The organism is Cupriavidus plantarum, from assembly GCF_905397285.1.
Classification (GTDB): Bacteria; Pseudomonadota; Gammaproteobacteria; order Burkholderiales; family Burkholderiaceae; genus Cupriavidus; species Cupriavidus plantarum.
On the sequence record NZ_CAJPUX010000002.1, the window covers coordinates 785,743 to 808,290 of the forward strand.

A 22,548-nucleotide genomic window follows, 5' to 3' on the forward strand; every position below is an offset into this window, starting at 1 on the left:
TGGCCCGCTATGCCAGCGCTTCCCGTACCGTCTCCAACACGATCGTCGTCAGCCGTTGAACCGCCGCGCCCGGATCTGCTTCGGCGCGGTGGAGGGAGAGCGGGGCCGTGGGAAGCGGGGGGAGGCCGGCCATCGATGGGTCCAGTGCCGTCAGCGTGCCTGGCAGGCTGACCGTCGTGCGAGGTGTCACGCCGAGCCCCGCCTCCGCGGCGGCCCAGAGGCCGGAGAGGCTGGGGCTGGTGAAGGCCAACCGCCATGGCATGCCTGCCGCGTCCAGCGCCGCGATGCCCGCCGCGCGGAATGTGCAGGGCGGGATGAAGGCAATCAGCGGTAGCGGTTCATCGGACGTCGACTGCCGGCGCGTTGCCCAGTCCTGTGTGCCGACCCACGCGATGGGCACGTCCGCCACGCGTTCGCCGTTGGGAAAGTTCGCAAGATCGCCCCAGAGCAGCGCCATGTCCAGCTCGCCGCGCAAGGTCTTCTCCGCGAGCGGCACGCTGCGATCGACCTGTACCTCAACCCGTACCTTCGGATGCGCGCGCGCAAAGCGGCCCAGTACCGCCGGCAGCAGCGTGTCGGCAAAATCCTGCGGCAGCCCGAGCCGCACCCAGCCTTCGAGATCCGCGCCGCGTACCGTGTCTACCGCCTCGTCGTTGAGCTCGAGCAGCCGCCGCGCATAGCTGAGGAGCGTCTCCCCCGCAGTGGTCAACGCCAGCCCGCGCCCGGACTTCTGGACGAGCGGCAGGCCGATCTGATCTTCAAGCTTCCGTAGCTGCGTGCTGACCGCCGACTGTGAGCGGCCCAGCCGGTCGGCCGCGCGGGCGAAGCTGCCCAGTTCGAAGCCCGTGACGAAGGTCCGGAGCACGTCCATGTCGAGGTTGGTGCGCATATCAAGCGTAACAGTTCGATAAAACGAAAGTAATATTTTTAATCTTTCCGATTTTCAGAACCATTATTGGCGGCTATCTTGGAGGCGTCAACCACCGAATACACAGGAGCCCACCATGCCGCTGGTCCGCATCTCCCTGCTGAAAGGCAAGTCGAAAGACCATATCCGCGCCATCGCCGACGGCGTTCACGCGGCGCTGGTCGAGACGTTTCACGTCCCACCCGACGACCGCTTCCAGTTGATCCATCAGCACGATCCCGACGATTTCCTCTACGATGCGGACTATCTCGGCGTACAACGGAGCGACGATGTGGTCTTCATCCATATCCTGCAGAGCAACTGGCGGGATACGAAGACCAAGCAGGCGCTGTATCGGGCTGTGGCGGACCGCCTTGCGGTAAGCCCGGGGCTGCGGCGGGAGGACGTCCAGATCCAGCTGTCGCCCAACGGGCGCGAGGACTGGTCGTTCGGCAACGGCATCGCGCAATACGTGAAAGAGGGCGATGCGTGAATTTCCACTACAACAAGCACAGCAGGAAACGGATATGAATGTACTAGTCACGGGCGCCACCGCTGGATTCGGCATCGCCATCGCGCGTCGCTTCGCCTCCGCGGGTCATCGCGTGATCGCCGCGGGCCGCCGTGAGGACCGGCTGGCCGCGCTGGCCGACGAACTGGGCCGCGACAAGGTATTGCCGCTGGTGCTCGATGTGCGCGACCGCGAGGCCGTGCAGGCGGCGATCGACGGACTGCCGGCGCCGTTCGCCGAGATCGACCTGCTGGTGAACAACGCGGGCCTCGCGCTCGGCCTCGAGCCCGCGCACGCGGCGGACCTCGACAAGTGGGACCAGATGGTAGACACCAACATCAAGGGCGTGATGTACATGACGCGCGCGGTGCTGCCGGGCATGGTGTCGCGCAATCGCGGCCACGTGGTGAACATCGGCTCCACGGCGGGCGAGTATCCCTACCCGGGCGGCAACGCCTACGGCGGCACGAAGGCGTTCGTGCGCCAGTTCTCGCTGAACCTCCGCGCGGATCTGACGGGCACCAGGGTCCGCGTGACCGACGTCGCGCCGGGGCTCGTCGGCGGGACCGAGTTCTCGTCGGTGCGATTCGGCGGAGACCAGTCGCGCGTGGCCAAGGTCTACGAGGGTGCGGACGCGCTGACGCCGGAAGATATCGCCGACACCGTGTTCTGGGCGGCAACGCTGCCGGCGCGCGTGAACATCAACGTCATCGAGCTGATGCCCGTCACGCAGTCGTTCGGACCGTTGTCGATTCATCGCTCGGGCCAGTAATTTTTACAGGGGGGAGCCCGCGCTCCCGCCCTAAACGCCACGAATCACCGTCGTTCTCCCCTCCGCACGCTTCTTGCGTGCCATCCCGTCCTGGCATGCCGGGCGGGACCCCCCGCCTGACCCCACACCCCACAAAAGCCTGGCAAGCCATCTGTTCCGATCGATCTCCGTCTGGAAGAAGGATACGAACAATGGACGACGTCCCCATGTTTCGCTGTACGCGGCGCGACGTGCTCAAGGCGAGCGCGACCGCCGCCACCGCCGCGGCCATTCCGCCTTTGGCTGCCGCACAGGGCGCCCCCGCGCCCGCGATCAATCAACCCAGCAGGAGCCAACCCGCGATGTCCCAGGTCACACTCGAGGTCAACGGGCAGCGTGTCACGCTCGACCTCGATACCCGCACCACGCTGCTCGACGCGCTGCGCGAGCATCTTCACCTCACCGGTACCAAGAAGGGCTGCGACCACGGTCAATGCGGCGCCTGCACGGTCCACCTCGATGGCCGCCGCATCAACGCGTGCCTGACGCTCGCGATCATGCACGAGGGCGCGAAGGTCACCACCGTCGAGGGCCTTGGCACCCCGCAGCGCATGCATCCGATGCAGCGCGCCTTCGTGAAGCACGATGGCTACCAATGCGGCTACTGCACGCCCGGGCAAGTATGTTCGGCCGTGGCGGTCATCGACGAGATACGCGCCGGCATCCCGAGCCACGTGAGCGCGAACCTGACCGCGCGCCCGCAACTCACGGAGGCCGAGGTGCGCGAGCGCATGAGCGGCAACATCTGCCGCTGTGGCGCGTACTCCAACATCGTCGAAGCGATCATGGAAACCGCGGGCGCCACGCCGGCAAATCCCGCAGATAGCCGCGCCGAAGGGAGCCGCACATGAAAGCCTTTACCTACGAACGCGCGCAGGACCCCGCCGCGGCGGCCGCTGCCGCGCAGCGCACCCCGGGCGCGCGTTTCATTGCCGGCGGCACGAACCTGCTGGACCTGATGAAGCTGGAGATCGAGCAGCCCACGCATCTGATCGACGTGAACGGCCTCGGGCTCGACAAGATCGAACCCACGCCGCAGGGTGGCCTGCGCATCGGCGCGCTCGTGCGCAATACAGATCTGGCAGCCGATACCCGCGTCCGCAGCGACTACGGCGTGCTGTCGCGCGCGCTGCTGGCGGGCGCGTCCGGCCAGTTGCGCAATCGCGCGACGACGGCCGGCAACCTGCTGCAACGCACTCGCTGCCCATACTTCTATGACACGAACCAGCCCTGCAACAAGCGTCAGCCAGGCAGCGGCTGCGGCGCGCTGGGCGGCGTGAGCCGGCAGCTCGCGGTGGTCGGCGGCAGCCGGTCGTGCATTGCGACGCATCCGAGCGATATGGCGGTGGCGATGCGCGTCCTGGACGCCAGCGTCGAGACCGTGCGCCCCGACGGCACGCGCCGCGTGATCCCGATCGTCGATTTGCACAAGTTGCCCGGCGATACGCCGCACGTGGAAACGTCGCTGCTGCCCGGCGAACTGATCACCGCCGTCACGCTGCCCGCGCCGATCGGCGGCACGCATATCTATCGCAAGGTCCGCGATCGCGCGTCATACGCGTTCGCGCTGGTGTCCGTGGCGGCCATCGTGCAGCGCGACGGCACCGGACGCGTGGCGCTCGGCGGCGTCGCGCCCAAGCCGTGGCGCGTGGAGGCCGCCGACGCCGAACTTTCGCGCGGGGCCAAGGCCGCCAGCGACAAGCTGTTCGCGGACGCGATGCCGACCGAGGAGAACCGCTTCAAGATCGTGCTGGCTCAGCGCACGCTCGGCGCCGTACTCACGCAAGCGAGGACCTGACCCATGAAATTCGATTCCCCCGCGACAGAAAATCCGATCGACCGCCTGCAGGTGGTCGGCAAACCGCTGGACCGCATCGATGGTCCGATGAAGGCCTGCGGCAAGGCCCCGTATGCGTATGAACGCCATGACGTGGCGCCGAACGCCGCCTATGGGTACATCGTGCACGCCGGCATCGCCAAGGGCCGCATCGTGTCGATGGACCTCGCCGAGGCGCGCCGCGCGCCGGGCGTGATCACGATCGTCACGGCCGAGAATGCCGGCAAGCTGGGCAAGGGCAAGCGCAATACCGCGCCGCTGCTAGGTGGGCCCGACATCGCGCACTACCATCAGGCCGTCGCGCTCGTCGTGGCAGAGACGTTCGAGCAGGCCCGCGCGGCCGCGAACCTCGTGCGCGTGAAGTACGACGCCCGGCCCGGTGCCTTCGATCTGCAGAATGCGCGCACGAATGCCGTCAAGCCGAAGTCCGAGGAGGCCGATACCGCCGTCGGCAATTTCATCGAGGCGTTCGGCAAGGCGCCCGTGAAGCTCGATGCCGTCTACACGACGCCGGACCAGTCTCACGCGATGATGGAACCGCATGCCTCGCTTGCCGCATGGGATGGCGACAAGGTGACTGTGTGGACCGCGAACCAGATGATCGACTGGGGCAGGCAGGACATGGCCGCCACGCTCGGGATTCCAAAGGAGAAGGTCCGCATCATCTCGCCGTTCATCGGCGGCGGGTTTGGCGGCAAGCTGTTCCTCCGCGCCGAATCGCTGCTCGCCGTACTGGGGGCGCGCGCGGCGAAGCGGCCCGTGAAGGTCGCGCTCGCGCGGCCGATGATGATCAACAACACGACGCACCGTCCCGCGACGATCCAGCGCATCCGCATCGGCAGTACGCCGGACGGCAAGATCACCGCGATCGGCCACGAGAGCTGGTCGGGAGACCTTCCCGGCGGCCAGCCCGAGACGGCCGTGCAGCAGACGCGGCTGCTCTACGCGGGCGCGAACCGCATGACGGCCATGCGGCTTGCCACGCTCGACTTGCCCGAAGGCAACGCCATGCGCGCGCCGGGCGAAGCGCCGGGCCTGATGGCGCTGGAGATCGCGATCGACGAGATGGCGGAAAAGCTCAGGATGGACCCGATCGCGTTCCGCATCGCCAACGACACGCAGGTCGATCCCGAGCATCCGCAGCGGCCATACTCGCAGCGCCGGCTCGCCGAATGCCTGCGCATGGGCGCCGAGCGCTTCGGCTGGAGCGCGCGCAAGCCGCAGCCCGGCGCGGTGCGCGACGGGCAATGGCTTGTCGGTATGGGCGTCGCGGCGGCGTTCCGCAACAACCTCGTGATGACGTCCGGCGCGCGTGTCAGGCTCGACAAGTCCGGCATGGCCATCGTCGAGACCGACATGACCGATATCGGCACGGGCAGCTACACGATCATCGCGCAGACGGCGGCCGAAATGCTCGGCCTGCCGATCGAGAAGGTCGCGGTGCGGCTGGGCGATTCGGCCTATCCGGTGTCGGCCGGTTCGGGCGGGCAGTGGGGCGGCAATAGCTCGACCGCGGGCGTGTATGCGGCCTGCGTCAAGCTGCGCGAGGCGATCGCGAAGCGAGCCGGCCTGAATCCCGCCGACGCGGTGTTCGCCAACGGTCAGGTCTCGTCGGCGGGACGCGCGGTGCCGCTGGCGTCGATCGTCTCCGATGGCGAGCTGGTCGGCGAGGACAAGATGGAGTACGGCGACCTCGACAAGAAGTACCAGCAGTCCACGTTCGGCGGGCATTTCGTCGAAGTGGGCGTCGACGCGGCTACAGGCGAGATCCGGGTGCGGCGGATGCTGGCGGTCTGCGCCGCCGGCCGCATTCTGAATCCCAAGTCCGCGCGCAGCCAGGTGATTGGCGCCATGACGATGGGTGTGGGCGCCGCGCTGATGGAGGAGCTCGCCATCGACAAGCGGCGCGGCTTCTTCGTCAATCACGATCTGGCGGGCTATGAGGTCCCCGTCCATGCGGACATTCCGCATCAGGAGGTGATCTTCCTCGACGAGGTGGACCCGATGTCGTCGCCGATGAAGGCGAAGGGCGTTGGGGAACTGGGCATCTGCGGGGTGGGAGCGGCGGTGGCCAATGCCATCTACAACGCCAGCGGCGTGCGGGTACGGCAGTACCCGATTACGCTCGACAAGGTGCTTGCGGGCATGGGCGGATCGGCGTTGTAGCCTAACGCTCTCTCAATGCCTCGGCCGCGCGGTTGAGCGGCTTCAGCAGGTATTGCAGTACCGTGCGGTGTCCGGTCTGGATCTCAGCCGTGGCGACCATGCCCGGCAGGATCGGATGCCGCTTCCCATCGCTCGTTTCCAGATAGGCATGATCGGTGAGCACATAGACGCGGTAGTAGTACACGCGCTTGTCGACCTGATCCTCGATCGTGTCCGGCGAGATGCGGTCTACCTTCGCAGGCAGCGTGCCGTAGACCGACGACTCGTACGCGGAAATCTTGACGGTGGCGGGCTGGCCCGGATGGATGAAGGCGATGTCGCGCGGACTCAGGCGCGCTTCGACCAGCAGCTGGTCGCCGAGCGGCACGATCTCCATCAGCACGCCGCCGGGGCTGACCACGCCGCCGATGGTGGAGATGCGGATGTCCTTGACGATGCCGCGCGAGGGCGACGTTATGGACGTGCGCCGCAGCAGGTCTTCCCGGCCTTCTCGCACCTTGAGCAGCGGGCCGAGGTCGCCCATCGTCGTGGCGTAGTCCGACTTCAGCGCGACGTAGTACTCGCTTTGCGTCGCGGAGAGCTTTGTCGATAGTTCGGCGGCTTTCTGACGCAGCCGCAGGATTTCCACTTCGTTGGTTGCTCCGGTCCGCAACAGGGGCAGGGCGATCTGCAGCTCGTCCTGCGCGAGCTTCAGCTGCTTCTGCAGATTCGAGACGTTCTCGCGGAACGCGCGGCGGTTGGTCTCGAACGCCTGCCGCTCGCGCTCGACGACGGCCTGCTCCTTCGCCAGCTCGGGCGGGAAGCTGACGCTTGCCGCGTCGTTCATCTCTGCCCGCAGCCGGGCCGCCCGGGCCTGCAGCGCGACAATCTTCTCGAGCGCTTCTTCCATGGACGACCGCGCGAGCACCGGGTCGAGCGTGGCGAGTTGCTGCCCGGCCTGCACCACGTCACCTTCCCGCACGGATAGCTCCGACACGATGCCGCCCTCCAGGCTCTGAATGATCTGGCCCTTCGACGCGGGCGTGACCTTGCCCTCGCCGACAGCCACCTCGTCCAGCACCGCGAAGCCGGCCCAGGCGAGGAAGATCGCCATGGCACCGACGATGAGCCACAACAGGTAGCGCGGCCCCGTGGCGGGCTGGCCCGTGCGCATCCACATCGTGTACGTGTTCATGCGATACCTCCGGCGGCCGGCGCGGGCCGCCTGTGGGCAGCAGGGGAACCGGACGATCTTGCCGCGTTATGGGTCGCGTTGTGGGTCGCGTTGTGGGTCGCGTTGCGGGTCGCGTTGTGCCGCAGGCTCGCGAGCACTTCGTCCTTGGGGCCGTCGCGCACGATACGGCCGCCGTCCAGCACGATGAGCCGGTCGACAAGGCCGAGTACCGCATAGCGATGGGTCGCAACGACCAGCGTGCGATTGCCGAGCCAGCCGCCGACGCGTTCGATGATGCTGTGCTCGGTCGCCTCGTCGAGCGATGCGGTCGGTTCATCTAGCAGCAGCACATTCGGTGCGCGCAGCAGCGTGCGCGCAAGGACAAGGGCCTGACGCTGTCCGCCGGACAGGCCCACGCCGTTTTCCCTGATACGCAGGTCGAGGCCATGCGGCTGGTTCAGCAGCATCTGGTCGGCGCAAGCGAGGCGCAGCGCTTCCAGCAGCGCCTCGTCCGTGGCGAGGGGGTCCGCGATGCGCAGGTTGTCACGCAGCGTGCCGTAGAACAGATTGGATTCCTGCATGACCACGCCGACGTCGCGGCGGATATCGGCGGTGTCGATCAGGCCCATCGGCGTCTCGTTGAACACCACGCGGCCCTGCACGGGCGTGGCCAGGCCAGCCATCAGCCGCAGCATCGTGGACTTGCCGGCGCCCACGCGGCCGAGGATCGCGATGCGTTCGCCGGGCTCGATGCGCAGCTGCGGAATGACCAGCGCGGGCTTCTCCTGCGGGTCGAACCCGTAGACCACGCTCTCGAAGCGATAGCGGCCGACGAGGGCGGGGCGGTGATACGCGTCCTTTCCGGGCTCGTGGTCGAGCGGCAGGTCGAGCAGCTTGTCCAGCGCCTTCTTGCCTACGCGCGCGTTCTGGATGCGGCCGAGGACGGCGGGAATCTGGGAGAGCGGGGCGATCGTGCGGCTGGTGAGGATCGAGCAGGCGAGCACCGCGCCGAACGACAGGTTGCCGTCGAGGATGCCATACACGCCCCCGACGATCACGCCCACGTAGGCCACCTGCTGGATCGTCTGCGAGAAGTTGACGAGCAGGCCGGCGTAAAAACGCTGTTTGAGGCCGATCTCGCCGTTGACCTCGTTCACGTGCTGCCACAGCTTGCGGAAGCGCGGCTCGGCCTGCAGAGACTTGATGTCTTCCGCGCGGTAGATCGATTCCATGAGGATCGCGTTGCGCAGCGCGGATTCCGCCATGCCTTCTGTGGAAAGGCGGGCCAGCGGAACCTGCGCGAGGATGCCGGGCAGGATCAGCAGCGGGATCGCCGCGAGCGGCACGAGTACGAGCCAGCCGCCAAGCAGCCAGATGATGAACAGGAAGGCGAGCACGAACGGCAGGTCGATCAGCACGCCCAGCGAACTCGAGGTCAGCAGTTCGCGCAGTTGCTCGAGGTCGCGCAACTGCGAGATCAGCGTACCGGGCGACTGGGGGCGCGCGTCGTTGCGGATGTCGAGCACACGGGCGAAGAACATCGCGGAGAGCTTGAGGTCGACCTGCTTGCCGAAGTGGTCGGCGATGGCGACGCGGGCGGTGCGGATGGCGAGTTCGAGCAACAGGGCAAGCGCGACACCCGCGGTCAGCACCCAGAGCGTATTTGTCGATCGCGCGGGGACCACGCGGTCCCATACCTGCATCGCGAACAGCGATGTAGCCACCGCGAGGAGGTTGCCGAACAGCGAGCCGAGGCCCAGTTCCAGCATCGTGCGCCAGTTGGCCGTGAACGCGCCCGTCAGCCATGACTTGGGCTGCATCGCGATGTATGCGTCGAGGCGGTCGCTGCGCGGGGCTTCCCGTTCGCGCAGCAGCAGGACGCGCAGCTTGCCTTGCTGGTGGCCGCCGCGATGCGGTTGCACCAGCGACTCGAGCATCGGCGTGCGTTCCACGCTGCCGGCATCCGTGGCGAGCTGCACCATCGCCTTGCCTTGCGATACCGAGACGATAAGGCCGACGTGGCGCGCGTCGATCGGCACCAGCGCGGGCAGCAGCACGTCGGACAGGTCTTCGGGACGCACGTCGGCGAACTGCGCCGCGATGCCGGCGGCCGCGGCCATCTCGATCACGGTACGTTCGCCGTCCGCGCGGTCGGCCCAGGCGGACGCGCCGCGGATCAGCTCCGGCGAGTTCGTCAGCCCGAGGTGGCGGGCGGCCATGAGGATCGCTTCGGTCCAGCGTTCGAGGGGCACGCCGTCGGCTTCCGGCTGGGCTTCCGGCGGAATGTTGTCGGGAATCGCGCTCATGTGTCGGCTCGCATGGTCATTGGCCTGCTCCCAGTTCCTGTTCGCGCAGCAGGTCGACGAAGCGGCCTACCGCCACATGCGCGCGCACGCGCGCGACCGTCGCATCGGCCATGGCGCTGACCCATTCCTGCTCGGCGATGAAGATCTCGCGCTCGGGGTTCAGCACGTCCGTCAGCGTGCGCTTGTTGAGGATGTACTCCTGCCAGTACAGATCGCGGGACGCGCGCAGCAGGCTGATCATCTGCTCGTAGCTTTCGCGCCTTGCCATCGCGCCGGCGGCTTCGGTCGACGACGCGCGCAGGGCCGTGCGGGCGATCAGGCGCTGGTTGTCGAGCGCGTCCAGCGCGGCGCGGCGTTCGGCCTGCGCGGCGGCGATGCGATGCTGATTGAGGCCGCCAAGCGAGAAGTCGCCGGAGATCGATACGCCGACCCACGTGTCGTCGAGCGCGTTGGCGGGGCCCGTGGAGACCGAGCGGCTGACGCCGACGCTGACCGACGGGAATCGCTCGGCTTCCGCCTGAGAGACATGGGCCTGCGCGGCTTCCACGGCGGCGCCGGCGGCGAGCACGGCGGGGGTCTGTTCGACGTTGCCCATCTCGTCGCCGAGGTTGCGGATGTCGCCGTCGGTGCGGGTGAGGTCTTCCACCTGGTCGGGCTTGACGCCGATGAGTTCGGCGAGCCGCGACGCCGCCACGTCGAAGCGGCTGCGGGCGCGGAGTTCGTCCGATTTTGCGCGCTGGATGGCGATGTCGGCCATGTTGCGGTCCGAGTTCACCGACAGGCCGGCTCTGACGCGGTCGCCGATCTTGGATCTCGTTGCCGTCAGGGCTTCGACCTGCCGTTGGGCGGCGGCGACGATCTCCTGGCTAGCGGCGAGCTCGACGAACGTGGCGGCGGTGTTTTGCGCGATGGTCTCCATCGTGTCGGAGAGCAGATGACGATTGCGGTTGAGCGTGGCATCCGCGGCGGCGATGCGGCTTTGCGTCTTGCCGAAGTCGTACACGAGCTGGCTGACGCCGACGGAACTCCGGACGCCCGCGAGGTTGCCGCCGGTGCCATACGTGCCACCGTAGCCTGGGCGCACGCCGTACTCGAGCTTCGGATACCACGCCGCCTTGGCCACCGCGATCTCCGACGTGCTTTGCGCGACGACGGCGTTGGCGCGGCTGATGTCGGGATGCCGCGATATCGCGATACCGATCGCTTCGCGGATGCCGATGCCCTGCACCTGGATATGCCGCATGCCGCCGGTGCCATCGACGGTGGCGGCGGGCGTGGGCGGGGCGGCCAGCGGGGCGGTCGCGGGGAGCATGTAGGGTTGTGGCGGAGCGGCGCTGACGGTGGCGCCCGCTAACGCGAGCGCACCGGAGGCCACGGCATGTCGTAGGCGGATGATGGGCAATGGTTATATGGATCCGTGCGTTAGGGGGTGGTTGCCCTCACCCCGAGCCGCCCCTCCCCACGGAGAGGCGGGGAAAACAAACATCAGACCACCAGTTGATGATTCGCCAGCAATGTCTCCAGATTCGTCGTCACGTTGTTCAGCGTCACCACGGTCTGCGACGAGAATGCCGCGCCGGTGCCGTCGCGGTCGATGGCGATGACGGTATTGCCGTTGACGTTCGTCACGCTCACGAAATTGCGAATCGCGTCCCCGGCGTCGATGGTTGCCACGCCGTTGACGTAATGGGCCGGACCGTCGGCGTCCGCCTGGTAGCCGACCAGCAGCGCCGAGATGTCGATACGGTCGGCGCCCGCCTGGTTCGCGCCCGAGGCCACGACGAAGTCCGTGATGACGTCGCTGCCGTTGCCGGCGGTGTTGTCCGTGCCGTTGACCTCCCACAGGAACACATCCCCGCCGGCACCGCCCGTGAGCGTGTCATTCCCGCTGCCCCCGATCAGGATGTCGTTGCCCGCGCCGCCATTGAGCGTGTCGTTCCCCGCCCCGCCGCGCAGCAGGTCGTTCCCGCCTCCGCCATTGAGCGTGTCGTTCCCCGCATAGCCGTACATCCGGTCGTCGCCGGCCGTACCATTGAGCGTGTTGGCCGCCGTCGTCCCCTCGATGATCGAGGAGGACTGGGAGCCGCCAAGCAGATTGCTCAGCACGCCGGCGCTCAGCAGCTGGCTCGCGTTGCTCGTGGAAGTCAGCCCCGTGGTATCCGTTGCGGTGATCGTCAGCGAATTCAGCAGCCCGACGTTGATCCCGAGCAGCCCGTTGCTCAGCGTGACCGACCCCAGCAGCTCGTTGAGATGCAGGTTGTCGATCGGTCCGCCATCGAGCGACGTGATCGTCAGCAGCGAAGAGGCGCCGACACCGAGGACGCCGGGGTTGTTGACCACCGTGAACCGCAACCCGAGCTCGGCCGCCAGCGTCTGGTTGGCATTGAGCGTCTGCAACGCCAGCAGATCGAGCACCCCGCCAAACGAGATCTGCACCCGCTGGATGTTGTCGTTGTAGTCGCTCGCCGCGAAGAACTGCTGCTGCCCGAGCTCGATCAGCCCCAGCGCATTCGCATCGGCGATGCCCAGCAGCCCGCCCGCATCGCGCACCGTCACCTGCGGCGCCACGTTCTGGTTGATGGTCAGCGCCTGGCTCGCGATACCGCCGATGTTCCCGGCCGCATCCACCACGCGCGTGCTGATCGTGTAGCTGCCATTGGCCAGCACGCCGCTCGAATACCACGTCCACGTGTTGCCCGTGACGATGGCATCGGTCCACGTGGCGCCGCCATTGAGGCTGACCTGCAGGACCTCGCCCGCGCCGAGGGCCGCGCTGAGCGTGCCGGCGACGATGGGCGTGGTGTCGCCGGTGACCCAGTCGCCGACCGTGCCGGTGTCGTCGGTGACCGTCGTGATGGCGGTGGTCACCGTCGGCGCCACCGTATCCACGGTCAGGTTGAACGCCGCGGTGGGCGCGCTCACATTGCCCGACGCATCGGTGGCGGTGACCGTCAGCGCGTAGGTGCCATTACCGAGGGCGGTCGGCGTGAAGCTCCAGTTGCCGGTGCCATCGACGAGCACCGTGCCGAGCAGGGTCGTGCCGTTGAACACGCTGATGAGGGAGCCTGCTTCGGCGGTGCCGTTGAGCGTCGGCGTGGTGTCGTTGGTGCTCGCCCCGCTGAGCAGCGTGCCGGTCACGGGCGCGACGTTATCGACGACGCTCGTGATGACCGGCACCGTCGGCGCCAGCGCATCGACGGTGGCCGTGACGCGCGGACTCGTGTTGCCCGCCGCGTCGATCGACGTCACGCCGACGACCACGCCATTGCCCAGCGCCGGCGAGGGCGAGAAGGACCACGTGCCGCCCGCGGTAGCGGTCACGGAAACATCGGCCACGCCATCGCCGTTGAGGTCGATGGCAACGATGCTGCCGGCCTCCGCCGTGCCCGTGAGCGTGGTGCCGCTGGCGCGCGTTATGACCGGCGCCACCGGCGCGATGGTATCGACGGTGAAGCCGTACGGCGCGGTCGCCGCGCTCACGTTGCCGACCGCATCGGTGGCGGTGACCGTCAGCGCGTAGGTTCCGTTGGCGAGGGCGGGTGTCGTGAACGACCAGTTGCCATTGGCGTCCGCGACGACCGTGCCGAGCAGCGTCGCACCGTTGAAGACGCTCACCGTGCTGCCGGCCTCGGCCGTGCCGGCGAGCGTCGGCGTCGTGTCGTTGGTACGGCCGCCGAGGGCGATGCCGCCGACCACAGGCGCCACATCGTCGCTCACGCTCACGATGATCGGCACCGCGGGCGCCAGGCGATCGATGGTCGTGCTTGCGGGCGCGCTCACGTTGCCGGCGGCATCGGTCGCGGTGACGGCGACCACGGTGCCGTTGACGAGCGGCGACGCGGGCGTATAGGTCCACGTGCCGCCGGCGGTGGCGGTGACCGTGGCGTCGGCGATGCCATCGCCATTGAAATCGAGGCCCACGAGGCTGCCGGCCTCCGCGGTACCCGACAGCGTGGCGCCGTTGCTGGCGCCCACGGTGGGCAGCGCGGGCGCGGCGGTATCCACGCGGAACGTGAAGCCGCCGCTGGCGACGCTCGTATTACCCACGGCATCCGTTGCGGTCGCGGTGATCGTGTACGTGCCGTCGGCCAGCGCGGGCGGCGTAAAGGTCCACGTGCCGCCCGTGGCCGTCACGGTGCCGAGCAGCGTGGCGCCGTTGTAGACGTTGACGATGCTGCCGGCCTCGGCCGTGCCCGTGAGCGTCGGCGTCGTATCGTTGGTCACGCCGCCCGCGAGAATCGTCCCCAGCGTGGGCGCCGCGTCGTCGGTCACCGTGAGCAGCACCGGCGCGGCCGGCGGCGCCGCGTCGACGGTCGTCGAGGCGGAAGGGCTCGTATTGCCCGCGGCGTCGGTCGCGGTCACGGTCACCACGATGCCGTTGCCGAGCCGGACGGGCGGCGTATAGGTCCACGCGCCCCCCGCGCTCGCCGTCACGAACACATCTGCCACACCGTCGCCGGTGAGGTCGATATTGACGCGGCTGCCCGCCTCGGCGGTCCCGGCCAGCACCGTGCCGTTGGTCGCCGCGATCGTGGGCACCGCAGGCGGCGTGGTGTCGTTGAGGTTGACGTTGACCGTGGTCGAGGCGCCCGTCGGATTCGCGTTGCCCGCGCGGTCCGTGGCCGTGACCGTGACCACCACGCCATTGCCGAGCGGCGTGGCCGGCTGATAGGACCAGTTGCCGCTCGCGTTGACGCCGACCGTGGCGTCGGCGACGCCATCGCCATTGAGGTCGATATTGACGAAGCTGCCCGCTTCGCCGGTGCCCGACAGCGCAATGCCGTCGGTGGGCACGATCGTCGGCGGCGGCGGTGGCGCCGTATCGATGGTCACCGTGAAGCTCGTGCTGGCGCCGCTGGGATTGCCCGCGGCGTCGGTGGCCACGGCGGTGAACGTGTACGTGCCATCCGCCAGGCCCGTCCCCGGCGTGAACGTCCAGTTGCCCGAAGCATTCGTGGCGGCCGTGCCGACGAGCGTGGCGCCATTGAAGATGCTGACGGTGCTGTTGGCCTCGGCGGTACCCGCGAGCGTCGGCGTGTTGTCGTTGCTGAAGCCGCCGGGCGCCACCGCGCCGAGTACCGGACCGAAGTTGTCGGTGACGCTGACGATGATCGGCGTGGCCGGCGGGGCGGTGTCGATCGTCAGCACGAACGGCGTGCTCGGCGCGCTCACGTTGCCGGCCGCGTCGGTCGCGGTGATCGTGAGCGTGTAGGTACCGTCGGCCAGGTCATCCGGCGGTGTGAAGGTCCACGCGCCGCCCGTGGCGGTCACAGTGCCGATCAGCGTGGTGCCGTTGTAGATGTCGATCGTGCTGCCTGCCTCCGCGGTCCCCGTCAGCGTCGGCGTGCCGTCGTTGGTGCTGCCGCCCGACAGGATCGGCGCGGTGACGGGCGCGACGTTGTCCGTCACGCTCACGAGCACCGGCGCGGCCGGCGCCGCGGCATCGATCGTCACGGTGGCCGGCGGGCTGCTGTTGCCGGCCGCGTCGATCGCGGTCACGTTGACGACCACGCCGTTCGCCAGCGGCGTGGCCGGCGTGTAGGTCCAGTTGCCGCTGGCGTCCGTGGTGACGGTGGTGTCGACGGTGCCGTCGTTGTTGAGGTCGAGGCCGATCGTCGTGCCCGCCACGGCGGTACCGCCGAGCGTGGCGGCGGTATTGATGTCGATGACGGGCGCCGCGGGCGGCGTGACGTCGATGGTCACCGTGAAGACCGCGCTCGGCGCGCCGGTGTTGCCGACAGCGTCGGTCGCGGTGGCCGTGAGCGTATAGGTGCCTTCCGGCAGGCCTGTCGCCGGCGTAAAGGTCCAGTTGCCGTTGGCGTCGGCATTCGTGGTGCCGACCAGCGTGGTGCCGTTGAAGATGTTGATCGTGCTGTTGGCTTCGGCGGTGCCGGTTAGCGTCGGCGTGGTGTCGTTGGTGCTGCCGCCCGACAGCACCGGCCCCGTGACGGGCGCGGTGTTGTCGGCCACGCCGGAGATGACCGGGGCGAGGGGCGGGGCGGCATCGATCACCGTGGTGGCGGGCGCGCTCGTGTTGCCCGCGGCGTCGATCGCCACGACGCTGACCGTAGTGCCGTTGGCCAGCGCGGGGGCGGGCGTATAGGTCCATGCGCCGGCGCCATTCGCCGTCACCGTGGCGTCGGGCGTGCCGTCGCCATTGAGGTCGAGCGCGATAGTGCTGTTCGGCGCGGCCGTGCCCGTGATGGTCGTGCCATTGCTTGCCGCGACGATGGGCGGCGGCGGTGCGACCGTGTCGACAATCAGCGTGAAGGTGCCCGTCGGCGTGCTGGTATTGCCCGAGGCATCGGTCGCGGTGACCGTGAGCGTATAGGTGCCGTCGGCCAGCGCGGTGCCGGGCGTGAAGGTCCAGTTGCCGTTGACATCGGCGGTGACCGTGCCGAGCAACGTGATGCCGTTGAAGACGTTGATCGTGCTGTTGGGCTCCGCGGTGCCCGTCAGCGTCGGCGTGGTGTCGTTGGTGCTGCCGCCCGCCAGCACGGCGCCGAGCACCGGACCCGCGTTGTCCGTCACGCTGACGATGACCGGTATGGCCGGCGCCACGCCATCGATGGTCACGCTGGCCGGCGTACTCGTATTGCCGGCGGCATCGGTGGCGGTGACGTTCACGACGGTGCCGTTGGCGATGGGCGCGGCGAGCGTGTAGCTCCACGTGCCGCCCGCCGTGGCCGTGACGGTCACGTCCGCGGCGCCGTCCCCATTGAGGTCGATATTGACCGTGCTGCCCGCTGCCGCGGTACCGGTGAGGACGGCGCCGATCGCGCCATTGCTGGGGTTGATCGTCGGCACCGCAGGCGGCGTGGTGTCGATGATGACGTTGAACGCGGCGCTCTGGCCGCTCACGTTGCCGGCCGCATCCGTCGCGGTCGCCGTCAGCGAGTAGCTGCCGTCGATGAGCGCGGGCGAGGGCGTGATGCTCCACGCGCCGAGTCCATTGGCCACGGCCGTGCCGACGAGCGTCGTGCCGTTATACAGCCGCACCGTGCTGCCCGCTTCGGCGGTGCCCGTGAGCGTGGGCGTGGTGTCGTTGGTGACGCCGCCCGATGGGACAGGCCCCACGATCGGCGCGGCGTCGTCCGTCGCGCCCGTGATGATCGGGGCCGATGGCGCCGCGCGATCGATGACGGTCGTGGCAGGCGTGCTGGCATTGCCGGCGGCATCGATGGCGACGGCCGATACCGTGACGCCGTTGAGCAGAGGCGTGGCCGGCGTGTACGTCCAGTTGCCGCTCGCGTTCGCGGTGACCTGCGCATCGGCGGTGCCGTCGCCGTTGAGGTCGATCGCGATGGTGCTGCCGGCCGCCGCCGTCCCCGTCAGCGCGTTGCCGTTGCTGGGCGCGATGACGGGCGGTGCGGGCGGGGCGGTATCGATCGTGAAGGTGAAAGCCGCGCTCGGCGCGCCGGCGTTGCCGAGCGCATCGGTGGCCGTCGCCGTGACGGCGTACGTGCCATCGGGCAGGTTGGCCGTCGGCGTGAAGGTCCACACCCCCGAGCCGTTCGCCGTCACCGTGCCGAGCAGCGTGGTGCCGTTGTACAGGTTCACCGTGCTGTTCGCTTCGGCGGTACCCGTCAGCGTCGGCGTGGGATCGTTGGTTGCGCCGCCGGCCGCGATCGCGCCCGTGACGGGCCCGACATCGTCGAACGCGCCCGTGAACACCGGCGGTGCCGGCGGTGCCGAATCGATTGCCGTGCTGGCGGGCGCGCTCACGTTGCCCGCCGCATCCACGGACGTCACGGTGATCACGGTGCCGTTGCCAAGGGGCGGCGCGGGCGAGAAGGTCCACGTGCCGCCTGGCGTGGCGGTGACCGTCGCATCGGCCACGCCATCGCCATTGAAGTCGATGCGCACGAGCGTGCCGGGATCGGCCGTTCCCGAGAGCGCGGTGCCGTTGGTCGGCGCGATGGTGGGCACGCCGGGCGGCACCGTGTCGATGGTGACCGTGAACGCGGGCGTTGGCGCGCTGACATTGCCCACCGCATCGGTCGCGGTGGCGGTCAGCGTGTAGGTGCCATCGGTCAGTCCGGTGGCGGGCGTGAAGCTCCAGTTGCCGTTCGCGTCCGCGTTGGCGGTGCCAATCAGCGTGGTGCCGTTGAAGAGGCTGACGGTGCTGTTCGCCTCCGCGGTCCCGGTCAGCGTGGGCGTGTTGTCGTTGGTCGATCCGCCCGTGAGGAGGGGCCCGGTCACCGGCGTCGCGTTGTCCGTGACGCTCGTGATGGCCGGGGCCGCCGGCGCGGCGCGATCGACGGTGAGGGTCGCGGCGCCGCTCGTATTGCCGGCGGCGTCGGTGGCCGTCACGTTGACCACGGTGCCGTTGCCGAGCGGCGACACGGGCGTATAGGTCCAGGTGCCGCCCGGCGTGGCCGTGACGGTCGTGTCCGGCGTGCCATCGCCGTTCAGATCGAGGTTGACCGTGCTGCCCGCTTCGGCGGTGCCCGTCAGCGTCGTGCCGTTGGTCGGCGCGATCGTCGGCACGCCCGGTGCCGCGGTGTCGACCACGACCGTGTATCCCGGGCTCGGCGTGCTGACGTTGCCCACGGCATCCGTCGCGGTGACGGTGTAGGTATGGCTGCCGTCGTTCGCGCCCGTCGGCAGCGTGAAGGTCCAGTTGCCGCCCGTGGCGACCACGGTGCCGAGCAGCGTCGTGCCTTCGTACACGCTGACGGTGCTGCCGGCCTCCGCGGTACCGGTCAGCGTCGGCGTGGTGTCGTTGGTGCTGCCTCCGCTGAGAATGGGGCCTCTCGGGTCCGTGGCGAACAGGACGGCCGGTTGCGCGGGCGCCGCGCCATCGACGATGGCCGCGCCTGCCGGCCCGGTATTGCCCGCTGAATCGGTCGCGGTGGCGCTCACCACGGTGCCGTCGGGCACGCGTGTGCCCGGCGTATAGGTCCACGTCCCGGCGCTGTTCGCCTGCACGGTCACGTCGGCGGTGCCGTCGCCATTCAGGTCGAGGTTGACGGTGCTGCCGGCTTCCGCGGTGCCGGTCAGTACCGTGCCATTGGTCGCGGCGATGGTGGGCGCCGCGGGCGGCGTCGTATCGACGATGCTGCCGTCGACCGTGGTGGTCGCGGCGCCGCTCGCATTACCGGCCGCGTCGGTCGCCGTGACGCTCACCACGGTGCCGTTGGGCAGTGGGGTGGCCGGTAGGTACGACCAGTTGCCGCTGCCGTCCGCCTGGACGGTGGCATCGGGCGTGCCGTCGTTGTTGAGATCGATGTTGACCGTGGCGCCTGCTTCCGCGGTGCCCGTCAGCGTGGTGCCGTTCGTCGCGGCCACGCTCGGGGTCGGCGGCGGAGCCGTATCGACGGTAATCGTGTAGACGAGGCTCGGTGCGCTCTCGTTGCCCGCTGCGTCCGTCGCCGTCACGGTGAGGCCATAGGTGGCGTTGGCCGCTAGCGCCGCGGTCGGCGTTACGCTCCAGTTGCCGTTGGCATCGGCGGTGGTCGTGCCGATCAGCGTGGTGCCGTTGTAGAGGTTGATGACCGCGCCCGCCGCGGCCGTACCGGTCAGCGTCGGCGTGGTGTCGTTGGTGGCGCCGCCATTGGCGATGGCGCCCACACCGGGCAGCGCGTCGTCGCTGGCGCCCGTGATGACGGGCGCCGGGGGCGGGGCGGTGTCGATGACGATCGTATACGGCGCGCTCGGCGCGCTCACATTGCCCGCCGCGTCCGTCGCGGTGACCGTGATCGTGTACGTGCCGTCGGCCAGGCCCGCTGGGGGCGTGAAAGTCCAGTTGCCACCGGTGGCGACGACGGTTCCCAGCAGCGTGGTGCCGTTGAAGATCTGGACGGTGCTGCCGGCTTCGGCCGTGCCCGCGATCGTCGGCGTGTTGTCGTTGGTGCTGCCGCCGTTACCGACGGGATCGGTGCCCGGCGTCACGTTGTCCGCGACGGACACGATGACTGGCGGCGCGGGTGGCGCGGCATCGATCGTCACGGTAGCGGGCGTGCTGCTGTTGCCCGCGGCATCCACGGCGCTTACGCCGATGGTCGTGCCGTCTGCAAACGGCGTGCCGGGGGAATAGGACCACGTGCCCTCCGGCGTCGCCGTGACCGTGACGTCCGGCGTGCCGTCGTTGTTCAGGTCGATGGCGATGATGCTCCCGGCCACCGCGGTACCCGCGAGCGTGGTCGCGCTGCTCTGTGTGATCAGCGGCGTGGCGGGTGGCGCGGTGTCGATGGTCAGCGCGAAGGGTCCCCCGGCCTGGCTCACGTTCCCGAGCGGATCGGTGGCCGTGGCCGTGAACGAGTAGGTGCCGTCGGCCAGACCGCTCGCGGGCGTGACGCTCCAGTTTCCATTGCCGTCGACGAGGGCCGTCCCAACGAGCGTCGTGCCGTTGTACACGTTGACGGTGCTGCCCGGCTCGGCGGTACCGGTAAACGTCGGCGTGGGATCGTTGGTGCTGCCGCCGCTCGCGACAGGGTCGGTGCCGGGCGCGACGTTGTCCGTGACCGTGCCGAACACGGGCGCGTTGGGCGCGGCCGCATCGACGGTCGTGGACGCGGGCGTGCTCGCATTGCCGGCCGCGTCAACAGTCGTCACCGTGACGACGGTGCCGTTGGCGAGCGCGGGGGCGGGCGTATAGGACCACGTGCCGCCAGGCGTGGCGGTGACCGTCGCCTCCGGCACGCCGTCGCCGTTGAGGTCGATCGCCACGGTGCTGTTCGCGGCCGCGGTGCCGGACAGCGCGCCGCCATTGGTCGCGGCGATGGTCGGCGCGGCCGGTGGCGCGGTGTCGATGGTCAGCGAGAACGGCGTGCTCGGATTGCTGACATTGCCGACGGCATCGGTCGCGGTCACGGTCAGCGCATAGGTGCCGTCGGGCAGCGCGGCGCCCGGCGTGAAGGACCAGTTGCCGTTGGCATCGGCCGTCACGGTGCCGAGCAGCGTGGTGCCGTTGTAGATGTCGATCGTGCTGTTGGCCTCGGCGGTGCCGGCGAGCGTCGGCGTCGCGTCGTTGGTGCTCGCGCCGGTGGTCAGCGGCCCGGTGCCCGGGGTGGCGTCGTCGGTCACGCTGCCAAGCACCGGGGCATCTGGCGCGGCCGCATCGACGGTGATGCTCGCGGGCGCGCTCGCGTTGCCGGCTGCATCGAGCGCCGTCACGGTCACCACCGTACCGTTGGCGACCGGTGTGGCGGGGGTGTAGCTCCAGCTTCCGGTGCCGGTCGCGGTCACCGTGACGTCCATCGCGCCATCGCCGTCGAGGTCGATGCCGACCGTCGACCCGGCTTCGGCGGTGCCGCTCAGCGAGGCGCCATTCGTTGCCGCGATGGTCGGCAGGGCAGGCGGCGTGACGTCGGCCAGCGTGGCCGTCGCGGGCGGGCTCGTGTTACCGGCGGCGTCGCTCGCGGTCACGCTGACGGCCGCTCCCGCGGCCACGGGGGGGGCGATGGTGTAGGACCAGTTGCCGCCGGCATCGGCGACGACGGTGGCGTCCGGCGTGCCGTCGCCGTTCAGGTCGATGTGGATCGTGCTGCCGGCTTCGGCCGTGCCGGCCAGCGTGGACGTGTCGCTCTGCAGGATGATCGGGGCGCCCGGCGCGGACGCGTCGACGGTGCCCGGCGTGGCGGCGCTGGTATTGCCGGCCGCGTCGGTCGCGGTCACGGACACTACGGCGCCGTTGGCGAGCGGCGTCGCGGGTGTGTAGCGCCAGTTGCCGTTGGCGTCCGCGGTGACCGTCGCGTCGGGCCGGCCATCGCCGTCGAGGTCGATGCTGACGAGGCTGCCTGCCTCGGCCGTGCCCGTGAGCGCCGCGCCGGACGTCGGGTCGATCGTCGGCGCGTCGGGCACGATGGTGTCGACGATGACGTCGATGGCGATGGGCGTGCTCTGCGTGCCGTCCGCGTTCACGTGCGTCAGCACGATCTGATGCGTGCCTTCGCCGAGCTGCGGCACGGCATAGCTCCAGTTGCCGTTCGCGTCGGCGGTGACGCGGACCGGCGGCTGGCCATCGATCGCAATCAGGACGCTGCCGTTGGCCGGCGAGATATTGCCACTCAGCGTGGGCGAGGCATCGCGCGTGAACTGCGTGCCGGTGCCGGGAATCACATTGCCCACGGGTGCGACGGAGGGTGGGCTGGGCGGCGTGCCTTGTCCGGGCGGCGTGGTACCGCCCCCGCCGCCACCGCCTCCGCCGCCATTATTTCCACCGTCACCGCCGCCGCCACCACCGGCTGCCGCCGCACCGATGCCGATACCCGCGGCAAGCCCGAGCGCGCCGAGCAGCGCCTTCGTCGCCGTGCTCATGCCGATCGACTGATAGGCGACCGCGCCATCCGCGATGCCATCGCCGCCAGGGACCATGGCCTGATCGAACGATGCGAGCCAGCGGCCGTCTTCCTGCACGAACACGAGGTTGTTGTACTGCGCGCCGTTCGTGAAGAAACCTTCGATGCGCAGCGTCTGCCCGTTCTTGAAGCTGACGATCAGGTCATTGCCTTCGCGCGCGTAGTTGGCAACGCTCTCCTTGCTGGCTGAGACGAGAAAGTTCGTCCGTCCGTCCGGCGCGGTGACCGTGCTGGTACCGGCAGCGACGGCGAGGTCCTTGTGCTCATTCAATGCGGCGGGCGAAGCCATGCGCGATCTCCTTGGTGTGTCGTCAGACCATCCCGTACCCCGCAGCAAAAAGAAACATTTGCAAAATTGCCGTGCCTTGAATTGACTTTATTACATCGGTAAATAAAGCCAGCACTTTTTATGATCGATGTTTCAAACGCCCGATACAACGGGACGCGCACCGCAAAGCCAGTCCCGGCGCCATGTCCGGGGACAATCCGCGGGACGTCGCAGGACTGGAAGATGTCCAGAAAGAGATATTTAATTTGCGATTAAATACCTCTTAA

Annotated in this window: 10 protein-coding genes; 5 read left to right on the forward strand and 5 right to left on the reverse strand. The window is 68.9% G+C overall.

What is annotated here, in order from left to right; translation table 11 throughout:
* Positions 1–7: 7 nt before the first annotated feature.
* Positions 8–889, reverse strand: a complete 882-nt coding sequence (locus KHP16_RS12270; RefSeq protein ID WP_211960269.1) for a LysR substrate-binding domain-containing protein — start codon at positions 887–889, stop codon at positions 8–10.
* A 115-nt stretch (positions 890–1,004) separates the two neighbouring features.
* On the opposite strand from KHP16_RS12270, the gene KHP16_RS12275 reads away from it, so the two are divergent.
* The 5 genes from KHP16_RS12275 to paoC all read left to right on the forward strand — a co-directional run bounded on the left by KHP16_RS12275 (position 1,005) and on the right by paoC (position 6,232).
* Positions 1,005–1,400 (forward strand): tautomerase family protein, encoded by a 396-nt coding sequence (locus KHP16_RS12275; protein WP_211960270.1) that lies wholly within the window; start codon positions 1,005–1,007, stop codon positions 1,398–1,400.
* A 34-nt stretch (positions 1,401–1,434) separates the two neighbouring features.
* Positions 1,435–2,190, forward strand: coding sequence for an SDR family NAD(P)-dependent oxidoreductase (locus KHP16_RS12280; protein WP_211960271.1), 756 nt, complete (start codon positions 1,435–1,437; stop codon positions 2,188–2,190).
* Positions 2,191–2,381: 191 nt separating this feature from the next.
* Positions 2,382–3,080, forward strand: coding sequence for an aldehyde dehydrogenase iron-sulfur subunit PaoA (paoA, locus tag KHP16_RS12285; RefSeq protein WP_211960272.1), 699 nt, complete (start codon positions 2,382–2,384; stop codon positions 3,078–3,080).
* Entirely contained in the window at positions 3,077–4,027 is a 951-nt protein-coding gene (locus KHP16_RS12290) for an FAD binding domain-containing protein (protein ID WP_179593763.1), read from the forward strand. Before paoA ends, KHP16_RS12290 begins: the two co-directional genes overlap by 4 nt.
* 3 nt (positions 4,028–4,030) lie before the next feature.
* Positions 4,031–6,232 (forward strand): aldehyde oxidoreductase molybdenum-binding subunit PaoC, encoded by a 2,202-nt coding sequence (gene paoC / locus KHP16_RS12295; protein ID WP_115953075.1) that lies wholly within the window; start codon positions 4,031–4,033, stop codon positions 6,230–6,232.
* A gap of 1 nt (position 6,233) precedes the next feature.
* On the opposite strand, the gene KHP16_RS12300 is transcribed toward paoC, so the two are convergent.
* The 4 genes from KHP16_RS12300 to KHP16_RS12315 form a co-directional block, all read right to left on the reverse strand.
* On the reverse strand, positions 6,234–7,406 hold the full coding sequence (locus KHP16_RS12300) for an HlyD family efflux transporter periplasmic adaptor subunit (RefSeq protein ID WP_211960273.1): 1,173 nt from the start codon (positions 7,404–7,406) through the stop codon (positions 6,234–6,236).
* Positions 7,403–9,691, reverse strand: a complete 2,289-nt coding sequence (locus KHP16_RS12305; protein ID WP_211960274.1) for a type I secretion system permease/ATPase — start codon at positions 9,689–9,691, stop codon at positions 7,403–7,405. Before KHP16_RS12305 ends, KHP16_RS12300 begins: the two co-directional genes overlap by 4 nt.
* Before the next feature lie 16 nt (positions 9,692–9,707).
* A complete protein-coding gene (locus tag KHP16_RS12310) occupies positions 9,708–11,003 on the reverse strand; it encodes a TolC family protein (RefSeq protein WP_115953072.1) in 1,296 nt (431 codons plus the stop codon).
* Between the two features lie 173 nt (positions 11,004–11,176).
* Positions 11,177–22,282 carry an Ig-like domain-containing protein gene (locus KHP16_RS12315; protein ID WP_211960275.1) on the reverse strand — a complete coding sequence of 3,702 codons (11,106 nt, stop codon included), beginning with the start codon at positions 22,280–22,282 and terminating at the stop codon, positions 11,177–11,179.
* Positions 22,283–22,548 lie beyond the last annotated feature (266 nt).